13 protein-coding genes and 1 tRNA gene are annotated in these 17619 nt (G+C 65.2%); 7 read left to right on the forward strand and 7 right to left on the reverse strand.

Features of this window, described 5'->3' with window-relative positions; translation table 11 throughout:
- The first annotated feature begins 175 nt into the window (after positions 1-175).
- Positions 176-1021 (forward strand): COG1361 family protein, encoded by an 846-nt coding sequence (locus AA23TX_RS42650; RefSeq protein WP_196425839.1) that lies wholly within the window; start codon positions 176-178, stop codon positions 1019-1021.
- A gap of 182 nt (positions 1022-1203) precedes the next feature.
- Positions 1204-1276 (forward strand) — tRNA-Lys (locus tag AA23TX_RS42655).
- A 463-nt stretch (positions 1277-1739) separates the two neighbouring features.
- On the opposite strand, the gene AA23TX_RS49830 is transcribed toward AA23TX_RS42655, so the two are convergent.
- The 3 genes from AA23TX_RS49830 to AA23TX_RS42670 form a co-directional block, all read right to left on the reverse strand.
- Complete coding sequence (locus AA23TX_RS49830) at positions 1740-2507, reverse strand: site-specific integrase (RefSeq protein WP_196425840.1); 768 nt, start codon at positions 2505-2507, stop codon at positions 1740-1742.
- Between the two features lie 1296 nt (positions 2508-3803).
- On the reverse strand, positions 3804-6041 hold the full coding sequence (locus AA23TX_RS42665) for a S8 family peptidase (RefSeq protein WP_196425841.1): 2238 nt from the start codon (positions 6039-6041) through the stop codon (positions 3804-3806).
- Between the two features lie 220 nt (positions 6042-6261).
- Positions 6262-7239: an AAA family ATPase gene (locus AA23TX_RS42670; RefSeq protein WP_155548609.1), complete on the reverse strand. Its 978-nt coding sequence runs from the start codon at positions 7237-7239 to the stop codon at positions 6262-6264.
- A gap of 66 nt (positions 7240-7305) precedes the next feature.
- On the opposite strand from AA23TX_RS42670, the gene AA23TX_RS42675 reads away from it, so the two are divergent.
- Positions 7306-7593 carry a helix-turn-helix domain-containing protein gene (locus AA23TX_RS42675; RefSeq protein WP_155548610.1) on the forward strand — a complete coding sequence of 96 codons (288 nt, stop codon included), beginning with the start codon at positions 7306-7308 and terminating at the stop codon, positions 7591-7593.
- Positions 7594-7664: 71 nt separating this feature from the next.
- Here the strand turns inward: AA23TX_RS42675 and AA23TX_RS51305 are convergent, their stop codons facing one another.
- The gene (locus AA23TX_RS51305) at positions 7665-8243 is read right to left on the reverse strand and encodes a DUF8548 family protein (protein WP_500676497.1); all 579 of its coding nucleotides are present in this window, start codon (positions 8241-8243) and stop codon (positions 7665-7667) included.
- A 31-nt stretch (positions 8244-8274) separates the two neighbouring features.
- On the opposite strand from AA23TX_RS51305, the gene AA23TX_RS42685 reads away from it, so the two are divergent.
- The 3 genes from AA23TX_RS42685 to AA23TX_RS42695 are packed head-to-tail and all read left to right on the forward strand — an operon-like array spanning position 8275 to position 14350.
- On the forward strand, positions 8275-10020 hold the full coding sequence (locus tag AA23TX_RS42685) for a type I restriction-modification system subunit M (RefSeq protein WP_155548612.1): 1746 nt from the start codon (positions 8275-8277) through the stop codon (positions 10018-10020).
- 44 nt (positions 10021-10064) lie between these two features.
- Positions 10065-11213, forward strand: a complete 1149-nt coding sequence (locus AA23TX_RS42690; protein ID WP_155548613.1) for a restriction endonuclease subunit S — start codon at positions 10065-10067, stop codon at positions 11211-11213.
- Positions 11213-14350, forward strand: coding sequence for a type I restriction endonuclease subunit R (locus tag AA23TX_RS42695; RefSeq protein WP_155548614.1), 3138 nt, complete (start codon positions 11213-11215; stop codon positions 14348-14350). The genes AA23TX_RS42690 and AA23TX_RS42695 overlap by 1 nt, the downstream gene beginning before the upstream one ends.
- A 255-nt stretch (positions 14351-14605) precedes the next feature.
- On the opposite strand, the gene AA23TX_RS42700 is transcribed toward AA23TX_RS42695, so the two are convergent.
- From AA23TX_RS42700 to AA23TX_RS42710, 3 genes are read right to left on the reverse strand one after another with little or no spacing between them, the layout of a single operon-like run.
- Complete coding sequence (locus AA23TX_RS42700; RefSeq protein WP_155548615.1) at positions 14606-15031, reverse strand: contact-dependent growth inhibition system immunity protein; 426 nt, start codon at positions 15029-15031, stop codon at positions 14606-14608.
- Between the two features lie 39 nt (positions 15032-15070).
- Entirely contained in the window at positions 15071-16237 is a 1167-nt protein-coding gene (locus tag AA23TX_RS50590) for a putative T7SS-secreted protein (protein ID WP_230863057.1), read from the reverse strand.
- Complete coding sequence (locus AA23TX_RS42710) at positions 16230-16514, reverse strand: hypothetical protein (protein ID WP_230863058.1); 285 nt, start codon at positions 16512-16514, stop codon at positions 16230-16232. The genes AA23TX_RS50590 and AA23TX_RS42710 overlap by 8 nt, the downstream gene beginning before the upstream one ends.
- Before the next feature lie 666 nt (positions 16515-17180).
- Here AA23TX_RS42710 and AA23TX_RS42715 point away from each other — a divergent pair.
- Positions 17181-17543, forward strand: a complete 363-nt coding sequence (locus AA23TX_RS42715) for a helix-turn-helix domain-containing protein (RefSeq protein WP_155548617.1) — start codon at positions 17181-17183, stop codon at positions 17541-17543.
- The last annotated feature ends 76 nt before the right edge of the window (positions 17544-17619 follow it).

The following is a 17619-nucleotide window of genomic DNA, read 5'->3' on the forward strand; positions in this document are numbered from 1 at the left end:
ATTTCGGTTCGCGCGGGTGGCCGGGCAACGGTGGGAAACCCCAGTTCAGCCACGGTTCCGCGAACCCGGTAACGAATGGCGGGGTGCGGCGATCTGATCTTCGTCAGCTGCTGCGATCACCGTCCCCACCTGGTTGGAGCGGCACCCTCTCGTCCGGAATCAGGAGATCACGACCATGGAGCGAACCGGTCGAAGAACCGCCGTGCTGGCCGCGCTGACAGCAGCGGCCCTCTTCGCGGCCCCCGCCGTCGCGTCCGCGGCGCCCGCCCCCAGTTCGATCGACGTCAGCGACACGTCGGTCCGCGCCGGCGACACGTTCACGGTCACCGAGCAGCTGTACAACCCGACGGACTTCACCGTCACCGGCGCGAAAGCGGCGGTCTACACCAAGGAAAAGTCGATCACCGACCTGGTGGACCTGGTTTCCTGCGCCGGCACGATCGGCTGCGACCAGTACCTCAGCAGCTACCGCGGCGGCGTCGGCGACCTCGGCGCGGGCGAGAGCCGCACCGTGACGTTCACCCTCCGCGTGAAGGAAGACGTCACCGGCGGCCAGTTCACGCTGCAGCACCAGTTCGCCGGCGACAACTACGCGTTCGGCGTCGAAGACGGCCCCGCCATCACGATCACGGCCGCCCCCAAGGCCGACGTGAAGGTCGCGCTGACCGCTACCCCGCGAGTCGGCCTGGTCGCCCGCGTCGACTACGTGATCACGGTGTCGAACAGCGGCCCCGCCACCGCGACGGGCGTCCGTGTGACGGCCACCGCCGGCTCGGGTCGCTCGGTGACATCGGCGACCGGCTGCACCCGCTCGGGCGCGAACGTGAACTGCGCGATCGGCACCCTGGCCCCGGGCGCGTCGGCCACGGCGAAGTTCACCTCGGAGGGCGGCGTCTTCGCATGGGGCGCGTTCACGGCGACGGCCCAGCGAGCGGCGAGCGCCCCGGCCGACCCAGTCGCGGCGAACGACACGGCGTCGAAGAAGTGCACGGCCTACACCGGGCTGTTCGTGCAGTGCTGACGAGCTGACGACGCGCGGGGTCCAGCCGGGCCCCGCGCGTCGGAGCCACCGCAGGTGACGTCCGCGATCGGCGTCAGATCCAGACGTAGAAGCAGCCGGTGCGAAGGTGCACAGCAGTCGGCGACACGCAGCCGGACCCGGTGTGCAGGCGGGTGACAGCCCCCTGGCTAAACTTGGGGCGCGGGCCGTTAGCTCAATTGGTAGAGCTGCGGACTTTTAATCCGTAGGTTCTGGGTTCGAGCCCCAGGCGGCCCACTACGATCATGCGTATGACCTGCGCAAACAGTGTAATCTGTGATCTTTGCGCAGGCTGAGAAGTCCGTGTGGCCCGGTGTGAGTCCCCAGCCCGTGGGCTCGCGTGGCTGGAACGGTGTCCGGCTGAACTCAGCGTGTATGTGTAGCCGAAGTCTGAGCCGGCGCCAGTGTGATGTTTTCGTTGCTGTTGTTGGGAAATGCCGTCGTAGCGTGCAGGCGATCCGCGCCTCGGCGAAGTCACCTCGGCATATGTGCTCGCTGAGCGTGGTGTGTCCGTATGTGAGTCCCGGAGGTTGTTGACGGTGCCGGATCGGTGCACGGTTGAGCGCGACGTGAGCAACGGAGCCCAATCGGAGACCGCGGATGCTGCGCCGCAGCGCCGATCTGACACGTTTCCGCAGCTCAAGACGGTACTTTGCGCATCTCGGAACGCGACGAACCCGCAGATTTTCGGTCCTCAGGTTCAGATTTTTGTGGCAGCAGCTGGCCTGTGTAGGCATCGGGTGGCAGTGCCTGCCACGCGTCGGTTGTGGAGCGGGAGCCGGGCTCGGTGCACGCGTCCGGGTGACGCCGTGAACAGGGATGCGCCGATCCTCTCGGCGGCTTGGTGGCGGGTGCTGGGGTAGAGCGATATGTAGTAGTCGGCGGTGAAGGATATCGAAGCGTGTCCGAGCATCTCCTGGACGCTCTTGAGGTCGTTGCCGGCGGCCAGGGACAGCGAGGCTGCGCCGTGACGGAGATCGTGCAGCCGGATCGGCGGCAGCTGCGTGCGCCCGGTCAGCAGGTCCTCGAACTCGTGGGTGAACAAGTCACGTCGGCACGGCATCCCGGTCGGAATGGTGAACAGGTAGCGCTCGCCGCCTGGTCCTGCGGGGAGTGTGGCGCGGTTCGTGAGGTAGCGCCGCAGCAAGCCGATGGTGACATGATCAAGAGCGATCGTACGTGCGCTGTGAGGACTCTTGAGCTTCCCATCATCGTCTATCTGCTCACCTGGATCCGGCCTGGTGACGACGAACAGTTCGCGGTGTCGTAGATCCACGTCGACCTCGCGTAACGCGGCGGCTTCGCCGCGACGAAGACCGGTGACAGCCACGAGGTGGTAGTACAGGTAGCGCTTGTGTCCGGCGATGGCATTGAGGAACTCGATCGTCTGCTCTCGAGTCCACACGCATACCGGCCCCGGGCGCCATCCGGTTGCCCGCCATCGCGCGACCCGCTCGTCGGTCCACACGTACGGTCGTGGCCTCACCGCTTTCGGGAGATCAATTTCCCGGCCTCGCGCAGGGTTATGTGCAAGCAGTCCTTGACCCACCGCTGACGTCAGGGCGGAGCTCAACGTCGCGCGGATCCGCGCCACGGTCGATGGCCCCAGCCTCCCATAGTGGGACCCGACTCCGTCGACGATCGCAGTAAACGCCGTCTGCACATCGCTGTCGCTGAGCGTCACTAACGGTAGTGCACCCAGCTGGGGGGTCAGGTACGTGACGATATGCTGCTGGTAGGTCCGGCGTGTACTGGGACGTAGCGCGACGCTGCGGACCCAGTGTTCCAGCCAGTGACCGGTCGTCAGCCCGATGCTTTTGCTAGTCGCTGCGACCTGCTCCCGGGCGACCTTCGCGGCCTCCTCCGACGCGTAGCCACTCCGGCGCACTCGTGAACGAGACCCGTCCACCAGCTTGGGGCCCTCGACCGCGAACCACCACGACCCGTGCCCCTCCTCAGCCAAGCGGCGACAACGCGCACCCAGCTGCTTCCCTGTCGCCGGGCACCGGCACCCACATCGCTTGAAAACACCCTTCGACGCCATATCGCACCTCTCGATCAGTTTGGGTAGATCGAACTGTGAGCGCGCTCGATCCGGTCGGCAACCTGCGAATCGTCCGCGAGAGTCGGTCGAAGTCGGTTCCTGATCATGGACTACGGGACCGCCTTGCGTTCCCTGGAGCGGATGCGGTCGAGGCAATGGCACCGAGCGTGGCGGATTCGCTGGGAGTCGCTCAGGTTGATCCCTCGCCCGATAGGTTCTACTTCCTTGTACCGGATGACCTTCAGGAGCAGCATCGGCTCGATGCGATTCTCAGTGACGGCCGGTGGAACGTCTTGGTGTTGGCCGGCTACTCGGTTCCCGAGGTCCCAGTCCCCGGTATAGACCCATTCGCCACGGCGATGCGGGCCGGGATTCCTGCACTGCTGTGGCACCCGCACGCTTCGCCCGGCGAGATGCGCGATCTCGTGGGTGATCTCACCGTAGGCGATGGCGCGGCCAAGTTGCTTGCGCGTACCAGGGCGTTGACGTTTGAAGGGATTCGAGGGCGACGCCGGTCTCAGCGCCCTCACCAGGAATCTCGTTCTGCTGTGGGACGATCCGAACACGCTCCTGTCGCTGGGAGACAGCGGCGACGCCACCCTGGTGAGACAGCCCCCTTGGGAAGAGCGTCGTCAGGCGGACGCTGCCGAAGCGGGGTAGGTGGGCGAGCAGAGGTTCGCTTACACCTTGGCGGCAATCAGCCCGACGACTCCAGATCCGTCACCTCCGACGTCCGCTGCCGCCGGCGCGCAGCCGGGTGCGCAGCTGTACGCGTATGAGGTTGTGCAGGTCGAGGTTCGCGCGGTCCTCGTCGGCGATGTGTACGGCGAGGGCGTAACGCTGGGTTGGATACTGCTTCTTCTGTCTGTCAGTCCAGGGGCTCAGGTCGTGGCTGACGACGAGGAAGTAGTGCTCGTCATCAGAATCCCAGGCTTTGTGGTCGAAGTCGCGGCGGATCAGGGTGTTCGATGCGACGCGCGACGGTGGAGGGGCCAGTTGCGGTCGTAGCCGCCCTTTCGGGAGGTCGAGGCGTGTCACGGTGGGGTCGGCGTTGACTTGGCTCACGCTGGGCTGGAGCCGGTAGTGCCGTCCGACCTCGGCTTCGTCGAGGCCGCGGACGAGTTCGACGCTCATGGTGCCGGCGATGTATTCGCGGCGGCTGCGCCGCACCGGCGGGTCGAACGCCAAAGCGACGCGGAAGAGCCGCTTACTGGCGCCTTCGGCGAACTCGTAGGGGACCGGAACGCGGTGGATGACGACAGAGTTGGTGGTGATGGTCGCTTCGATCGTCAGGATGGCGTTCGCGCCGCCGGACTCGAGAATTCGCTCTGCGTCCGGCACGCCGTACCCGCAGGTCCGGAGAGGGTCGATGCCGGCGACCGCCGATTTTTCCGGAACTCGGGCAGAGAGGGCAAGCAGGGCACGCAGCAGGTTGGCGGAGGCGTCGGGGTAGCGGGTGGCGATGCGGGCGACTTCGTGTGCGACCGCCGGCGCCGCGTAGCTGGTGCCGTTGTCCACTCCGATGAACCGGGCGCCTTGCGGCGGGATCGCGGTGATCACGGATATGCCGGGGTCCCGGCGGCTGAGTTGGTTGAGTTGGTGGTCGTGGGCCCAGTTGCCGCCGTGGTGGACGAATTCCGGTTTGAGGGTGCCTGTCGCATTCTTCCCCCGCGTGGGACCGCTGCGAGTGAACGGGGACGGGCCGGCAGCCGGAGCAATGGCGATCATTGACGACGTGCTGGCGCCGCCGGGGACATCGCGGCGGGCCAGAGAGCCGACGGTGACCGCCAACGCCGCGTCAGCGGGTTCGGCGATGCCGGCGTCGGTGTCGACCAGGTAGCCCGGGTAGCCGTGGAGCCATCCCGAGGCGGGAACGTCGGTGTGGCGGTTGCCGGTACTGACCACGATGACGACGTCGAGTTCGCGGGCCAGTTCGTCGAGCGTGGTGGTCAGCTCCGAGGGCAGCAGTCCGTCAGCCGGCTCGTTGCGGTTGATCGAGATGGACACGACACGGACACCGTGCTCGTCAACGAGCCATCGGATGGCTTCGGCGATGGTGACGTGAGGCTGTCCGACGACAGTGTTGTTTCTGCCGTTGAACTCGAGTACACGGGCGTTGACGACCGGGCGTGGTGTCCGCGATGGGGGTGTCCGGCGGACAAGAAATTCCAGGTCACCCCACACGGCCATCCCCGCGACGCCGGTGCCGTGGTCGTCGGGACCGCCGTAGACATGGCCTGCAGGAAAGCCTTTGGAGGCGGTGACCGCACCGTGCAGGAGAGGGTTGGCGGTGACCGCGAGACCATCGACGATGCCGATCGGCTCGCCGTCAGGTGTCGGCAACGGCACCGTGATTGTGGCGGTGACCAGGTCAGCGAGGGTGACCTCCGGTCGCAGCGGAGGTCGCACGCGCTCCACCCACGGCTCGGCCAGCAGCCGATCAAGCAGTGCCCGGTCGGCACTCACACGGATGACTGTGGTTTGGGGACGCGGGTCGATCGCGACCACCCGGATGGCGCTGTCGTCGCGCGAAGCGGCGCGTACGAGGTTCTCGATCGCGGCTACTCGGGTTTGAGCGTCGGCGGGGCCGGGCGACGGCCACATCACCACATCGAGCAGCTCCCGGCGGTCAAAGGTCAGGGTGTCGAGTTCGCGGTCGTAGCGGTCGTCCGGGCCGTAGAGCGCGATGTCCTCGATCGTGTCCAGCAGGTCAGCCCAGCTTTGCGGATGGTCCCAGTCGATGGGGGTTGCCGGGTCGGTGCCGCCATATTCCCGCAGGACCTCACCCAGCCGGTTCCGTGACTCGCGGGTACTGAGTACCGCATAGGTCCAGCCGGCGCCTTCACCGAGTTCCGTCAGGCCCAAGCCGCGGAACGGCCCAGTCTTCAGCCGTGTGGCTCCCCGCAGCTTCAACACGATGCGGGTGTCCAGCTCTTCGACGTCGGCATCCGCTTCCATCTGGCCCAGTGCGGTCGTTTCGACGTCTCGCAGCTGACCTCGTAAGCCGGTGGCGTGGGCCCCCCGTTTGACTTCTCGATCTTCTGAAGGTCCCCCTCGTCGTCGGCGACTGCTCAAGGGCCGTCCGGGCGGCAGCGGCAGATGATCAGCCATAACCGCATTCTGCTACCAACTGCGCGCATAACGCGACAAAGTGAACGAATCGTAAAGAGAGCAGTGCTCACACCCACGGACGTGACAGCGTCCGTACCAGGGCTTCGCCCAGGTCGGAGGCGGTCACGACGTCGCGGCCGTCGAGGATGGCCAGCCGCAAAGCGTCATGTCCGGCCTGCTCCACCGCGGCATGAGGAAAGCGGTCCAGATCCTGCACCACGGGGTCCAGATCCGTACCCGGCTGCATGCGGCCGGCCAAGACGCGTTCAAGCAGGATGTGCCGCTGCTCGGCTGTCGGCAGGGGCACCTCGAGAACCTCGCTGAACCGGCGCCACAGGGCCGGGTCCAGGACCTGCTGGTGGTTGGTAGCGGCCACCAGCAGCGACGGGCCGGTGTACCGGTCGATCAGCTGCAGCACGGCGTTGACGACACGGCGCAGTTCGCCGTGGTCGGCCGGGTCGTCCCGCAGCTTGCCCAGGCTGTCGAACTCGTCGAACAGCATCACGTACGCACCGGAGTGCGCGAAGTCGAACACCCGGCTGAGGTTGCTGGCGGTTTCCCCAAGATAACTGGACACCACGCTCTCGGTCCGGACTGTGACGAGGGGCCAATCCAGCTGGCCGGCCAACGCGGCGGCGATGCTGGTCTTGCCGCACCCTGGCGGACCGTAGAGCAACAGAGATCGTCGGCGAGGAACTCCGGCGGCGTCCAGCAGCGGCCAGGCTGGCACCTCGTGTGTCAACTCCGCGAGACGCGCGCCCAGCGACGGAGAGAGCACCAGATCGTCGAGCATGCTGTCAGCCGAGAGCACATCAGCCAGCGGGAGGTCGGTGTCGCGATCGTGAGGGGGCTCCGGCAGCGGTGCGTCAGCGATGGGCATCTGCAGGCCGGAACCGCTGGCTAGCAAGCGGCGCAGGTCGCGGGCAAGCGCGACGTGGTGCTTGCTCTCTTCCTCGTCGATGATCGCTTGAGCGGCGCGACGGAACGCCAGGTCGTCCTTGTCGCGATACGCCGTAATCAGCGCTTTCAGATGTCGCCCCGCCACATCTCTACGGTAGCCCGCGTACGCAAGAGTGTCAAAGTAGTAGCGCTACAGTAGTAGCATGATCGTGTGCCGAATCGCGCCAGTCGCGAGACCAGCCGCTATCGCCTGCCGGCCGAGCGTCTGGCCGCGATCCTGAAGGCGGCCCGCCAGGACCTGGGCCTTAGCCAGCAGCAATTGGCTCAAGCTGCAGGGGTGGCGATCGGCACAGTCCGCGCGTTGGAGGGGCATCGCACCGTCGAACCGGGGTTCTTCACCGTGCTTGCGCTAGCGCAAGCTCTCCGGATCGATGCTGTGGATCTCATTGAGACGTCCGGCACGGCGTCGACTGAGGCGGCAGCTCGCACAGATTCATGAGGTTTCGGGCCCTCTTGGCCGGAGCCGGAAGCGTTCTGACAACACGCCAGCTAAGAGGCCGCGACCTCCGGTTAGGTGGCCTTCCAGATCGCGTGGTCGAGCTCCCTGGGCGGCCGGTCCAGCTCGGCGGCGCGTCGGCGAGCAGCCGCCGCGCGGCTGGGGACGTCGACCTGGTGGCCGACGTGGCGACTCAGCCAGTGAAGCACTTTCCGGTCCGGCTTCACCTGCTCGTTGGTGCCGGCCAGCATCCAGAGGTAGCCGAGCCGGACATCGTGCCCACCGTTGCCGGGACGGCTCGCAGCCGGCTCTCCACGGCGTCGGCTCGACCGTCGGTTCGTCGTCCCGGCGGAGGCGGTGCAGCCGGCTCGTCTGCCTGCGGCGAGGGGGGCAGCGTGCGCAGCACAGCGACCTCGCCGCAGGTGCAGACCGAGCTCGCGGCCGAGGGATTCCCGCGCGATTCCCCGCTTGCACTGGCCTAAACGTCCTGGCCACGCCAGCGCCCGGTTACAGGCTCTCACGCAGCCGAGCGCTGGTGGCGCCGCTGCGAGGACTGGCGATGCGCCATGATGTCCCTGTGACGCGCCGGCTGTCGCAGACTGTGCGCCGCCTGGTCGGACGGTGCGCACGTCCTCAAGCTGGACGTCCACCATTCAACGTCGAGTGAACGTCGTAAGGAGCCGCGTGAGCACTCTCGGTAGCTTTATCTGGTCGATCGCTGATCAGCTTCGGGGTCCCTACCGCCCCAACCAGTACGGCAACGTGGTCCTCCCGCTCACGATCCTGCGCCGCCTCGACTGCATCCTCGAGCCCGACCGCGAGACGGTACGCAAGCTGGCGGCGAAGTACGACAACCCGAACCGGCTCAGGATCGAGGTCAAGAAGGCGACCGGCCGGTCATTCTTCAACACCTCGAACTACTCCTTCGCCAACCTGCTGGCCGACGCCGACGGGCTGGCGGACAACCTGGCCGACTACATCGACCGGTTCTCACCCGACGTTGACGTGTTCGAGTACTTCGACTTCAAGAAGGAGATCCTCGCCCTTGAGAAGGCGGAACTGCTGCGCGAGGTCATCACGTCCTTCAAAGCCGTCGACCTGCATCCGGATGTCGTCTCCAACGCCGACATGGGCGATGCGTTCGAGTACATCATCCGCAAGTTCAACGAGGCCGCGAACGAGACCTCGGGTGACCACTACACGCCGCGGGACGCGATCCGGCTGCTGGTCGATCTGCTCTTCGCCGAGAAGGACGCCGACCTGACCGAGTCCGGCATCATCCGGACACTGTACGACCCCACTGCCGGCACCGGCGGCATGCTCGCCTTGGCCGAGGAACACCTCCTCCTGCAGAACCCTGACGCGAAACTGAGCTTGTTCGGCCAGGAGTACAACCCGCAGTCGTACGCGATTTGCAAGTCCGACTTGCTGGCCAAGGGCCATGACGCGACCAACATCGCCTTCGGCAACACGCTCACCGACGATGCGTTCAAGGGACGCCAGTTCGACTTCTGCATGTCCAACCCGCCGTACGGCGTCGACTGGAAGCAGTACGCCAAGGCGGTCACCAAAGAGAAGGAGTCGGCAGGTCCTTACGGACGGTTCGCTCCGGGCCTGCCGTCGACCTCGGACGGGCAGATGCTCTTCCTGCTCCACCTGGTTCACAAGATGCGGGCGCCGGAGGATGGCGGCGGCCGGGCCGGGATCGTGATGAACGGCTCGCCGCTCTTCAATGGTGGTGCTGAGTCCGGCCCCTCCAACATCCGCAAGTGGCTGCTGGAGAACGACCTGGTCGACGCGATTGTCGCACTGCCGACGAACATGTTCTTCAATACCGGCATTGCCACCTACATCTGGATCCTCGACAACGCCAAGCACCCCGACCGCAAGGGCCTGGTCCAGCTCATCGACGGCACCTCGTTCTGGACCAAGATGCGCAAGAACCTCGGCTCCAAGGGCCGCGAAATCAGCGACGCCGACCGTACCAAGGTTGTCAGCTTGTACGCTGACTTCACCGATGCCGACCCCGACTACTCCAAGATGCTGCGCAACGACGAGTTCGGCTACTGGACCATTACCGTCGAGCGCCCGCTGTTGGACGAGAACGAGATGCCGGTCGTCGACCGCAAAGGCAAGCCCAAGCCAGACACGAAGAAGCGCGGCACTGAGAACGTCCCGTTCACCTACGGCGGCTCGACCGCCGGTGTGGCTGGCAAGGTCGATGTTATCCAGGCGTACTTCGACGCCGAGGTAAAGCCGCACGTCCCCGGCGCCTGGATCGACTGGGCCAAGGCCAAGGCAGGCTACGAGATCCCCTTCACTCGCCACTTCTACAAGTACGTCCCGCCGCGTCCCCTCGCCGAGATCGATGCCGACCTGGAGAAGCAGGTCACCAAGATCCTCGACCTGCTGCGGGAGGTGGAGGGGTGAATACAGGTTTGAGGCCCGGCTGGCGCGAGACAACAGTACGTCGGGTGCTCCGTCCGCTCGACCGTCAGGCCCAACCCGGGCTTGGTGTGATCACCGCCTACCGAGACGGCATCGTGACACTGCGCTCCAACCGCCGCGAGGACGGCTACACCTTCTCCGACACTGAGAACGGCTACCAAGAGATCCGCCCCGGCGACCTGGTCTTCCACGCCCTCGACGGTTTCGCTGGCGCGGTCGGCGTCTCCGACAGTCATGGCAACGCCTCACCGGTTTACCACGTCTGCGAACCCGTGGCAGACGACGATCTCACTTACCTCGCGCGCCTGCTACGTCACCTTGGAACCTCCGGCTTCCTTACCGCCCAGGCGCCGAACGTCCGCGAGCGCAGCGTTGACTTCCGCAACTGGAGCACCTTCGCCCGCATACCCCTGGCACTGCCGCCTGCCGATGAGCAACGCGCCATCGCCGGCTACCTCGACCGGGAGACCGCCCGCATCGACACGCTCACCGAGGAGCAACAACGCCTGATCGAGCTGCTCCGCGAGCGGCGGCACTCGCTGGTCGATGGAGTCTTCGGCGTCCAGACGCCGAACTCACGACTCCAGAACGCTTGCGTCGATGTCGTCGACTGCCCACACACGACGCCGGAAGTCTCGGACGATAGCGAGTATGAGGCTGTCCGCACCGCCTCAGTGAGGGATGGAAAGTTTCGTCCTGGAAATGGGCTGCCAGTCGACCGAGCGACTTGGGAGAACCGGAACGCAGGAGGGGCTCCAGCGGTTGGCGACATTCTATTCACGCGTGAGGCGCCTGCTGGCGAGGCGTGCATGGTCCCTCACGATCGGGTCTGCTTGGGCCAGCGGATGGTGCTGTTGCGCATCGATGACACGGTATGCGTCGGCGAGTTCCTGCTCTGGCAGATCTACTCGGATCGCGTACAGGACCACTTCTTACTCTCGGCGAACGGCTCGACAGTGGCAAACGTTCGGCTGCCGGTCTTGCGCACAACACCGATCTGGCTGCCGGACCTCACAGAGCAACGTCGCATCGCCGCGTATCTCGACGAGCAGACTGCGAAGATCGACACGCTGATCGCCGAGACCGAGCGGTTCATCGAGCTCGCTCGTGAGCGGCGTGCTGTGCTGATCACGGCGGCGGTCACGGGGCAGATCGACGTACGGGAGATGGTGTGATGGCGGACCACCACGAGGACGTCTTCGAGACCGAGATCTGCGAGTACTTGGCCGCCCATGGGTGGCTGTACTCGGCGGACGACACCGGCTATGACCGGGAGCGGGCGCTCTTTCCCGAAGACCTGTTCGCGTGGCTGGAAGAGACCCAGCAGGCGGCGTACGGGAAGGCCGTGAGGGCGGCGGGGGCGCAGGCGAAGTTCCTCGACGTGCTGGCCACAGCTCTGGACAAGCCCCTGGAACACGGTGGCGGGACGCTGAACATCCTGCGCAACGGGGTGCAGTACATCGGCGGCGGCAGGTTGAAGATGGCGCAGTTCCGCCCCGAGACGAGCCTGAACGCAACCACCAACGAGCAGTACGCGGCGATGCGGGTGCGGGTGATGCGGCAGGTGCACTTCTCCACCGCTGACCAGCGCAGCATCGACCTGGTCTTCTTCGTCAACGGGCTTCCGGCCGCCACCGTTGAGCTGAAGACCGACTTCACACAGTCCGTCGATCAGGCGATCAACCAGTACCGCAAGAACCGGAACCCGCTGACCAACGGCCGGCCGGAGCCGCTGTTGTCGTTCGGGCACCGGGCGCTGGTGCACTTCGCGGTCTCCAACGACCTGGCCGCGATGACCACCCGGCTCGAGGGCGAGAAGACGCACTTCCTGCCATTCAACGTCGGCCATGAGGATGGTGCGGGGAACCCGCCGGGTACGGACGGGCGTTCAGCAACCGCGTACCTGTGGGAGCGGGTCTGGGACAAGCACGCTTGGCTCAACATCATCGGCCGACTCATGATCGTGGAGACCAAGGAAGAGTGGGACGTCGCGACCGGGACCTCGGTGCGGCGCACGAGCATGCTCTTCCCCCGGTTCCACCAGTGGGAGGCCGTGACGACCATCGTGGCCACGGTGCGTGAAGAAGGAGTGGGTCATCGCTACCTGATCGAACACTCGGCAGGCTCGGGTAAGACCAACACCATCGCCTGGACCGCGCACCGGCTGGCGCGGCTACACGTGAAGGACAAGAAGGTCTTCGACTCGGTGATCGTGGTCGTGGACCGCACCGTGCTCGACGGGCAGCTCCAGGAGGCGATCCGGCAGATCGATGGGTCGGGGAAGATCGTGACCACGATCAGTCCGGAGGACGTGCGCAAGGCGGGAGCCAAGTCGAAGTCCGGACTGCTGGCGACTGCGTTAAAGAACGGGGAGCTGATCATCGCTGTCACGGTGCAGACGTTCCCGTTCGCACTCGACGAGATCCGGGCCGACAAAGGTCTGAAGGGCAAGCGGTTCGGGGTGATCGCGGACGAGGCGCACTCCTCGCAGTCCGGGCAGATCTCGTCCAAGCTCAAGGCCGTGCTTACTGCTGAGGAGGTCAAGGAGATCGAGGAGGGCGGCTCGATCAATGTCGAGTCGATCTTGGCTTCGGAGATGACTGAGCGGGCCGAGTCGAAGAACATCTCCTACTTCGCGTTCACTGCGACGCCGAAGAACAAGACCCTGGAGCTCTTCGGCCGCAAGGGTCCTGACAATAAGCCGGTCGAGTTCCACCTCTACTCGATGCGGCAGGCGATCGAGGAGGGCTACATCCTCGACGTTCTCAAGGGCTATCAGTCCTACGACACCGCGCTGAAGATCGCCGGTCAGGCCGAGAGCGGCGACGGCGACGTGGTGGTGGACGAGGCCGCGGCGCGCAAAGGGTTGATGCGGTGGGTGAAGCTGCACCCGACCAACATCAGCCAGAAAGTGCAGATCATCGTCGAGCACTTCCACGTCAATGTCGCCCACCTGCTGGAGGGCAAGGCGAAGGCGATGGTCGTGACAGACTCTCGCAAGGCCGCGGTGAAATACAAGAAGGCGATCGACGCGTACATCGACAAGCGGGCCGCCAACGACCCCTCGTACAACTACCGCACCCTGGTCGCCTTCTCCGGCTCGGTGACGATGGCCGAGGACGAAGAGTGGGCTTCGGACTGGGGGCCGCAGCCGAGCAAGGACGACGAGTTCACCGAGGCCAACCTCAACCCGGGCGCCGGCTCGGACTTGGCCGTCGCCTTCAAGGGCGCAACGTACAAGATCATGCTGGTCGCCAACAAATATCAGACAGGGTTCGACCAGCCGCTGCTCTCGGCGATGTACGTCGACAAGAAGCTCTCCGGGGTCACCGCCGTGCAGACGCTGTCGCGGCTCAACCGCACCTATCGCACTGCGGGCGGAGAGCGCAAGCGCAAGACGTTCGTCATCGACTTCGTGAACAAGCCCGAGGACATCCGGGCGGCGTTCGAGCCGTACTTCACGAACGCCACCCTGGAGACCGAGACCGATCCGTACGTCGTCTTCCACCTCGCCACCAAGCTCGACCAGGCTGGTATCTATACGCCAGAGCAGGTGCGCGAGGTCGCCGAACTGTGGGTCACCCGGAAGGGCAACAACGCGCTCTCGGCTGCGATCAGCCCAGCCAAGAACGAGTTCGCCCGCCGCTACGCGGCTGCGATTGAGGCCGATGACAAGGTCACCCTCAACACTCTCGACTTGTTCCGCAAGGACGTCTCCACCCTTGTCCGGCTCTACGACTTCATGAGCCAGATCGTCGACTATGGCGACGCGTACATGGAGATGCTGTCGATCTTCCTGCGGCTCCTGGAGAAGGTCATCGCAGACTCGTCCTGGGCCGCAGAGGTCGATTTGTCCGATGTGGTCCTCGTCGGCGTCAAGCACAGCAAGGGAACCGCAGTCGACATCTCGCTGACCGGCGACGGCGAGCTCAAAGGCATCAGCGCTGCGGGCACCGGCGGCCGGAAGGAGCCGAAGTACGTCGCACTCCAGGTCGTCATCGACAAGATGAATGATCTTTTCGGTGCCGAGTCGTTCACGGGGTCGCAGGTCCGGGAGTTCGTGCAGGGCCTGGTGCAGCGGCTGCTCGCCCACCCGGACCTGATCAACCAGACCAAGGTGAACTCGAAGAAGCAATTCATGGAGTCGCAGGACTTCCAGGCTGCGGTCGTCGAGGCGGTGGTCGAGAATCAGGAGGCCCACAACACCATGGCGGACTACTTCTTCAGTGACGGACCTGGCGTCAACGCTGTCATCGTGGCACTCGCGGACGCCTTTTACGAAGCTGCGATCGATCAGCAGACGGATGTGTGAGCAGCCTGGGCGCCATGCCACGAACGGTGTTTCGGCATTCTCGATCAGTCTCGATAGCTTGCCGGCGGTCACCCGAAGGTGATGGCGAACGCACAGGTGGCGTGCCGCGCACACATAAGTTTTCAATCGGCCATCGCAGCGGTAGCGAGAGCGGCTCGTGCAGTTGGCGGCGGTCAGCGCCATTCCCGTCTTGCTCCGACAGGTATTGAAACAATTCCTCAGATCAGATGTCCGCGGCTGTCCTAAGCGTGGATGTCAGCCGCGGAACATGTTGATCTGCTGCCAGATGGTGTCGTGTGGTGCGTCGTGATCGTCGAGGTTGCCGAGGGACTCGACCGCTCCGGTCACGGCTGAAGCGCGGCTTCGTTGGTCAGGGTGCTGTTGCCAGTACGCCTGCGGGATCTTCAGCACAGCCGTGAGCAGGTCGCCGGGGTAGAAGTCGCCTTCGGCGAGTGGGTTCTGCTCCAGGTGGGTCAGCGCAATGGGGACCAGTACGTCGAGGCTCTCCTGCTGGAGCAGAAGTACACGGAGGTCTTCGACGTCCAAGGAGCCGATTGGCTTGTGGCGCAGCTCGTAGACGGTCCTGATCAGCCGCGTAGCGTCGGCTGGTGGGTTGCCCCAGTGGCGGTCTTCGATTTGCTCGAGAGAGAGCGATTCGTCGACGTCAGGACTGGTCCCCATGGCTCCTCGTGTCAGCTGTCGTGGTCGTGCGTGTGTCTGCTATCCGCGTGGCACCCACTGCTCACTGTAGTCGAGCAGTCGACTGGCCTCGGACAGCTCGGCCTCGACGGCAGGACGGTCTTCTGGCGACAGTCGCGAGTCGCTGAGCAGGCGTTTCAACCGGTTGATCTGGTTCGAGAGGCCGTTCTGGGCCTCCCTGACCTCGGTGACATGGTCCCAAGGTGTGCCATCACCCTTACGGGCGACGACTTCGCCGTTCAGTTCGCGCCGGGCTCCGTCGAGGTCCTTGTCGGTGAGATGTTCCTTGAGCCGGTCGGTCTTGGTGGGTTTGGTCGGGTTGGAACGCGGTTTGACGGGTTCGACGTGGTCGTCGGTCATGGCGTGTCGGGCGAGGTCGCCGACGGCGCCGACGGTCATCGTTCCGCCGACGGCGATGCCGGCGGCGGATACGACGTTGAGGGGCACACCGGCGATGGCGCCGATGCCGGTTGCGTCGAGGAGGAGGCCCGCGCCTTCGCCTGCTGAGCTGATCGTGGTCAGCGCTATTCCGCCGACCGCGGCGGCGGTGTCGACCGGATGGTTGAGCATGGCGTTGCCGAACGAGGCGAGACTGTTCGCGGCGTGGGTGCCGAGGTCGGCAAGGAAGTTGCCGGCGTCGTCGAGCCAGCTGGACTTTTGTGGTGCTACGTCCGCTTCGGTGTCGAGCATGCCTGCGATGGAGTTGCCGGCGTCGGACAGCTGCGCTCGGGCCCGGTTGAGCGTGCCCTGGGCTGCTTGCCGTCCGCTTTCACCTGGATCGGTGAACGGTGGCAGAGGCTGGTTGTTGGCCTGAGCCTCAGCTGCGGCGGCGTCGTGCCGGGTTTTGGCTTGTTGGGTGGCGGCTTGGGCGTTGTTCCACTGGGCGATGGCTTCGCCTGCTTGGGTTTGGGCCCAGCGGAGCGTGCGCGCGTAGTCGGTCAGCAGTGATCCGCCGCGGTGGAGGGCGTCGGCGGCGTCGAACCACTTGTTCGGCTCGTAGCTGAACTTGTCGTGGAACGCGCGTGCAGCGGGGCCTTCCCAGGCTCCGGTGTCGATGGCTTTGAGCCCGTCGGCCGCCTGGCCGGCGAGATCGCCGCGAGCGTTCAGCACGCGCGCGTTCTCCTCGATCGCTTCGGGTTTGCCGGGGACGAGGGCTGTCGGGTCGCTGGTGTCTCCGAGTTCAGCCATCGTCCACCGGCCCCTGGCCCGGGTCGGTGGTGAGTGAGCCGGCAGCGGCGGAGTCCGTCGCTCGGTACGCGGCGGCTGCCTTGGTGAGGACGTCGCCGATCGCGTCCGCGTCGTCGGTCAAGATGTCGAGACCGTCGCTCCAGCGGACACAGAAGTTCATCAGGGAGTTGTGGATACCGTCGTGTCCGTACAGGCCAGTATCACCGCACAGGTCGCGTAGCTCGAAGCTCGACTGGTCGGTCACGCTTCGCTTGATGCCGTTCGCGGCTTCCTCCACCTTGCCGACGTCGACATGGAACCCAGGGCCATCCACTACTGAAACCATCCCCCTCGAACACGTTCAGTACTCATCGAGTGTGGATGATTCGAATGCCGATGACAAGCGGCCGACCTGCCGTGAGCGCAGCTGGACGAACGGAGACATAACGGAGCCCAGACCTGCCGTCAAGGCACGTTACGATGAGCGCTGCAGACCTAAAACTGCTGGTAGAAGCCGTTGTCAACGCGACCACGATTGGATCGCTGCGGCGTCACGAGCAGGCTTTTAATCCGTAGGTTCTGGGTTCGAGCCCCAGGCGGCCCACTCAAACTCCCAGGTCAACGGCCTGGTGGTCACCATCGGCTCCAGCGTCGCCCGGGAGACCTTCCTACCGGACCGGGACGGTCGAGCTCACCTGAACGCAGCCCTCCGTCGAGTGACCCCGCAGCGCAGGACGCTCACTCGCGCCGAGCCAGCCGTCGCTGGGGCGCATCCGGGAATCCCGACCCCCGCCTTCCCGGTTCGTAGGATTCGCCGCGCAATTCGCGATGATCTCATTCGGTTTCCGGTTCGCAAGATTTCATGAATTCACCAGAACGCGCAGTAACCAAAGCAGGTGTCAACGCGATGGGACACAGAGACTGTTGCGATCCGCTCCACCAACCAGGATGCGACGGGGGCATCATGGACGAAAGGACACCGCGCTACCGGACGTTCGCCGATCTCACTCACGATCAACAGGACAACCTGCTCGCCGAGCTCTACGCGCGTGGGGCTTCGCTTGCCGAGCTGGCTCGTATGAGCGGGCTCAGCTACTCCTGGCTGCGGCGTCGGCTGCTCAAAGCCGGGGTGGAGCTGCGCTCGCGGGCGGCGCCGCGGGAATCTCCGGTTGCTCCCGGAATCCTCGCCGACGAGTACCGGGACGGGGCGAGCATCCTCGCCATCGCCGAGAAACACGGGCTTTACTACAAGCGTGTGCGGGAACTTTTGCTGCGTGAAGGGGTCGAGCTGCGACCGTCGACCCGCGCCAGGCCGGACGGCCGCTGAAATGTGCGGCGGGTCACAAAGCGGACCGTATTGAATTTCGCCGTTTGACCACTGTGCGCAAAGTCGACGTGCACGT

The sequence above is a fragment of the Amycolatopsis camponoti genome (genome assembly GCF_902497555.1).
Classification (GTDB): domain Bacteria; phylum Actinomycetota; class Actinomycetes; order Mycobacteriales; family Pseudonocardiaceae; genus Amycolatopsis; species Amycolatopsis camponoti.

Bases quoted from the DNA above. Each gene is read 5' to 3' on its own strand.
- AA23TX_RS42650 (WP_196425839.1), top strand. From the start codon at position 176: ATGGAGCGAACCGGTCGAAGAACCGCCGTGCTGGCCGCGCTGACAGCA.
- AA23TX_RS42665 (WP_196425841.1), bottom strand. From the start codon at position 6,041: ATGGAAGCGGATGCCGACGTCGAAGAGCTGGACACCCGCATCGTGTTG.
- AA23TX_RS42700 (WP_155548615.1), bottom strand. From the start codon at position 15,031: ATGGGGACCAGTCCTGACGTCGACGAATCGCTCTCTCTCGAGCAAATC.
- AA23TX_RS42715 (WP_155548617.1), top strand. From the start codon at position 17,181: ATGGACGAAAGGACACCGCGCTACCGGACGTTCGCCGATCTCACTCAC.
- AA23TX_RS50590 (WP_230863057.1), bottom strand. From the start codon at position 16,237: ATGGCTGAACTCGGAGACACCAGCGACCCGACAGCCCTCGTCCCCGGC.
- AA23TX_RS42695 (WP_155548614.1), top strand. From the start codon at position 11,213: ATGGCGGACCACCACGAGGACGTCTTCGAGACCGAGATCTGCGAGTAC.
- AA23TX_RS51305 (WP_500676497.1), bottom strand. From the start codon at position 8,243: ATGGTGGACGTCCAGCTTGAGGACGTGCGCACCGTCCGACCAGGCGGC.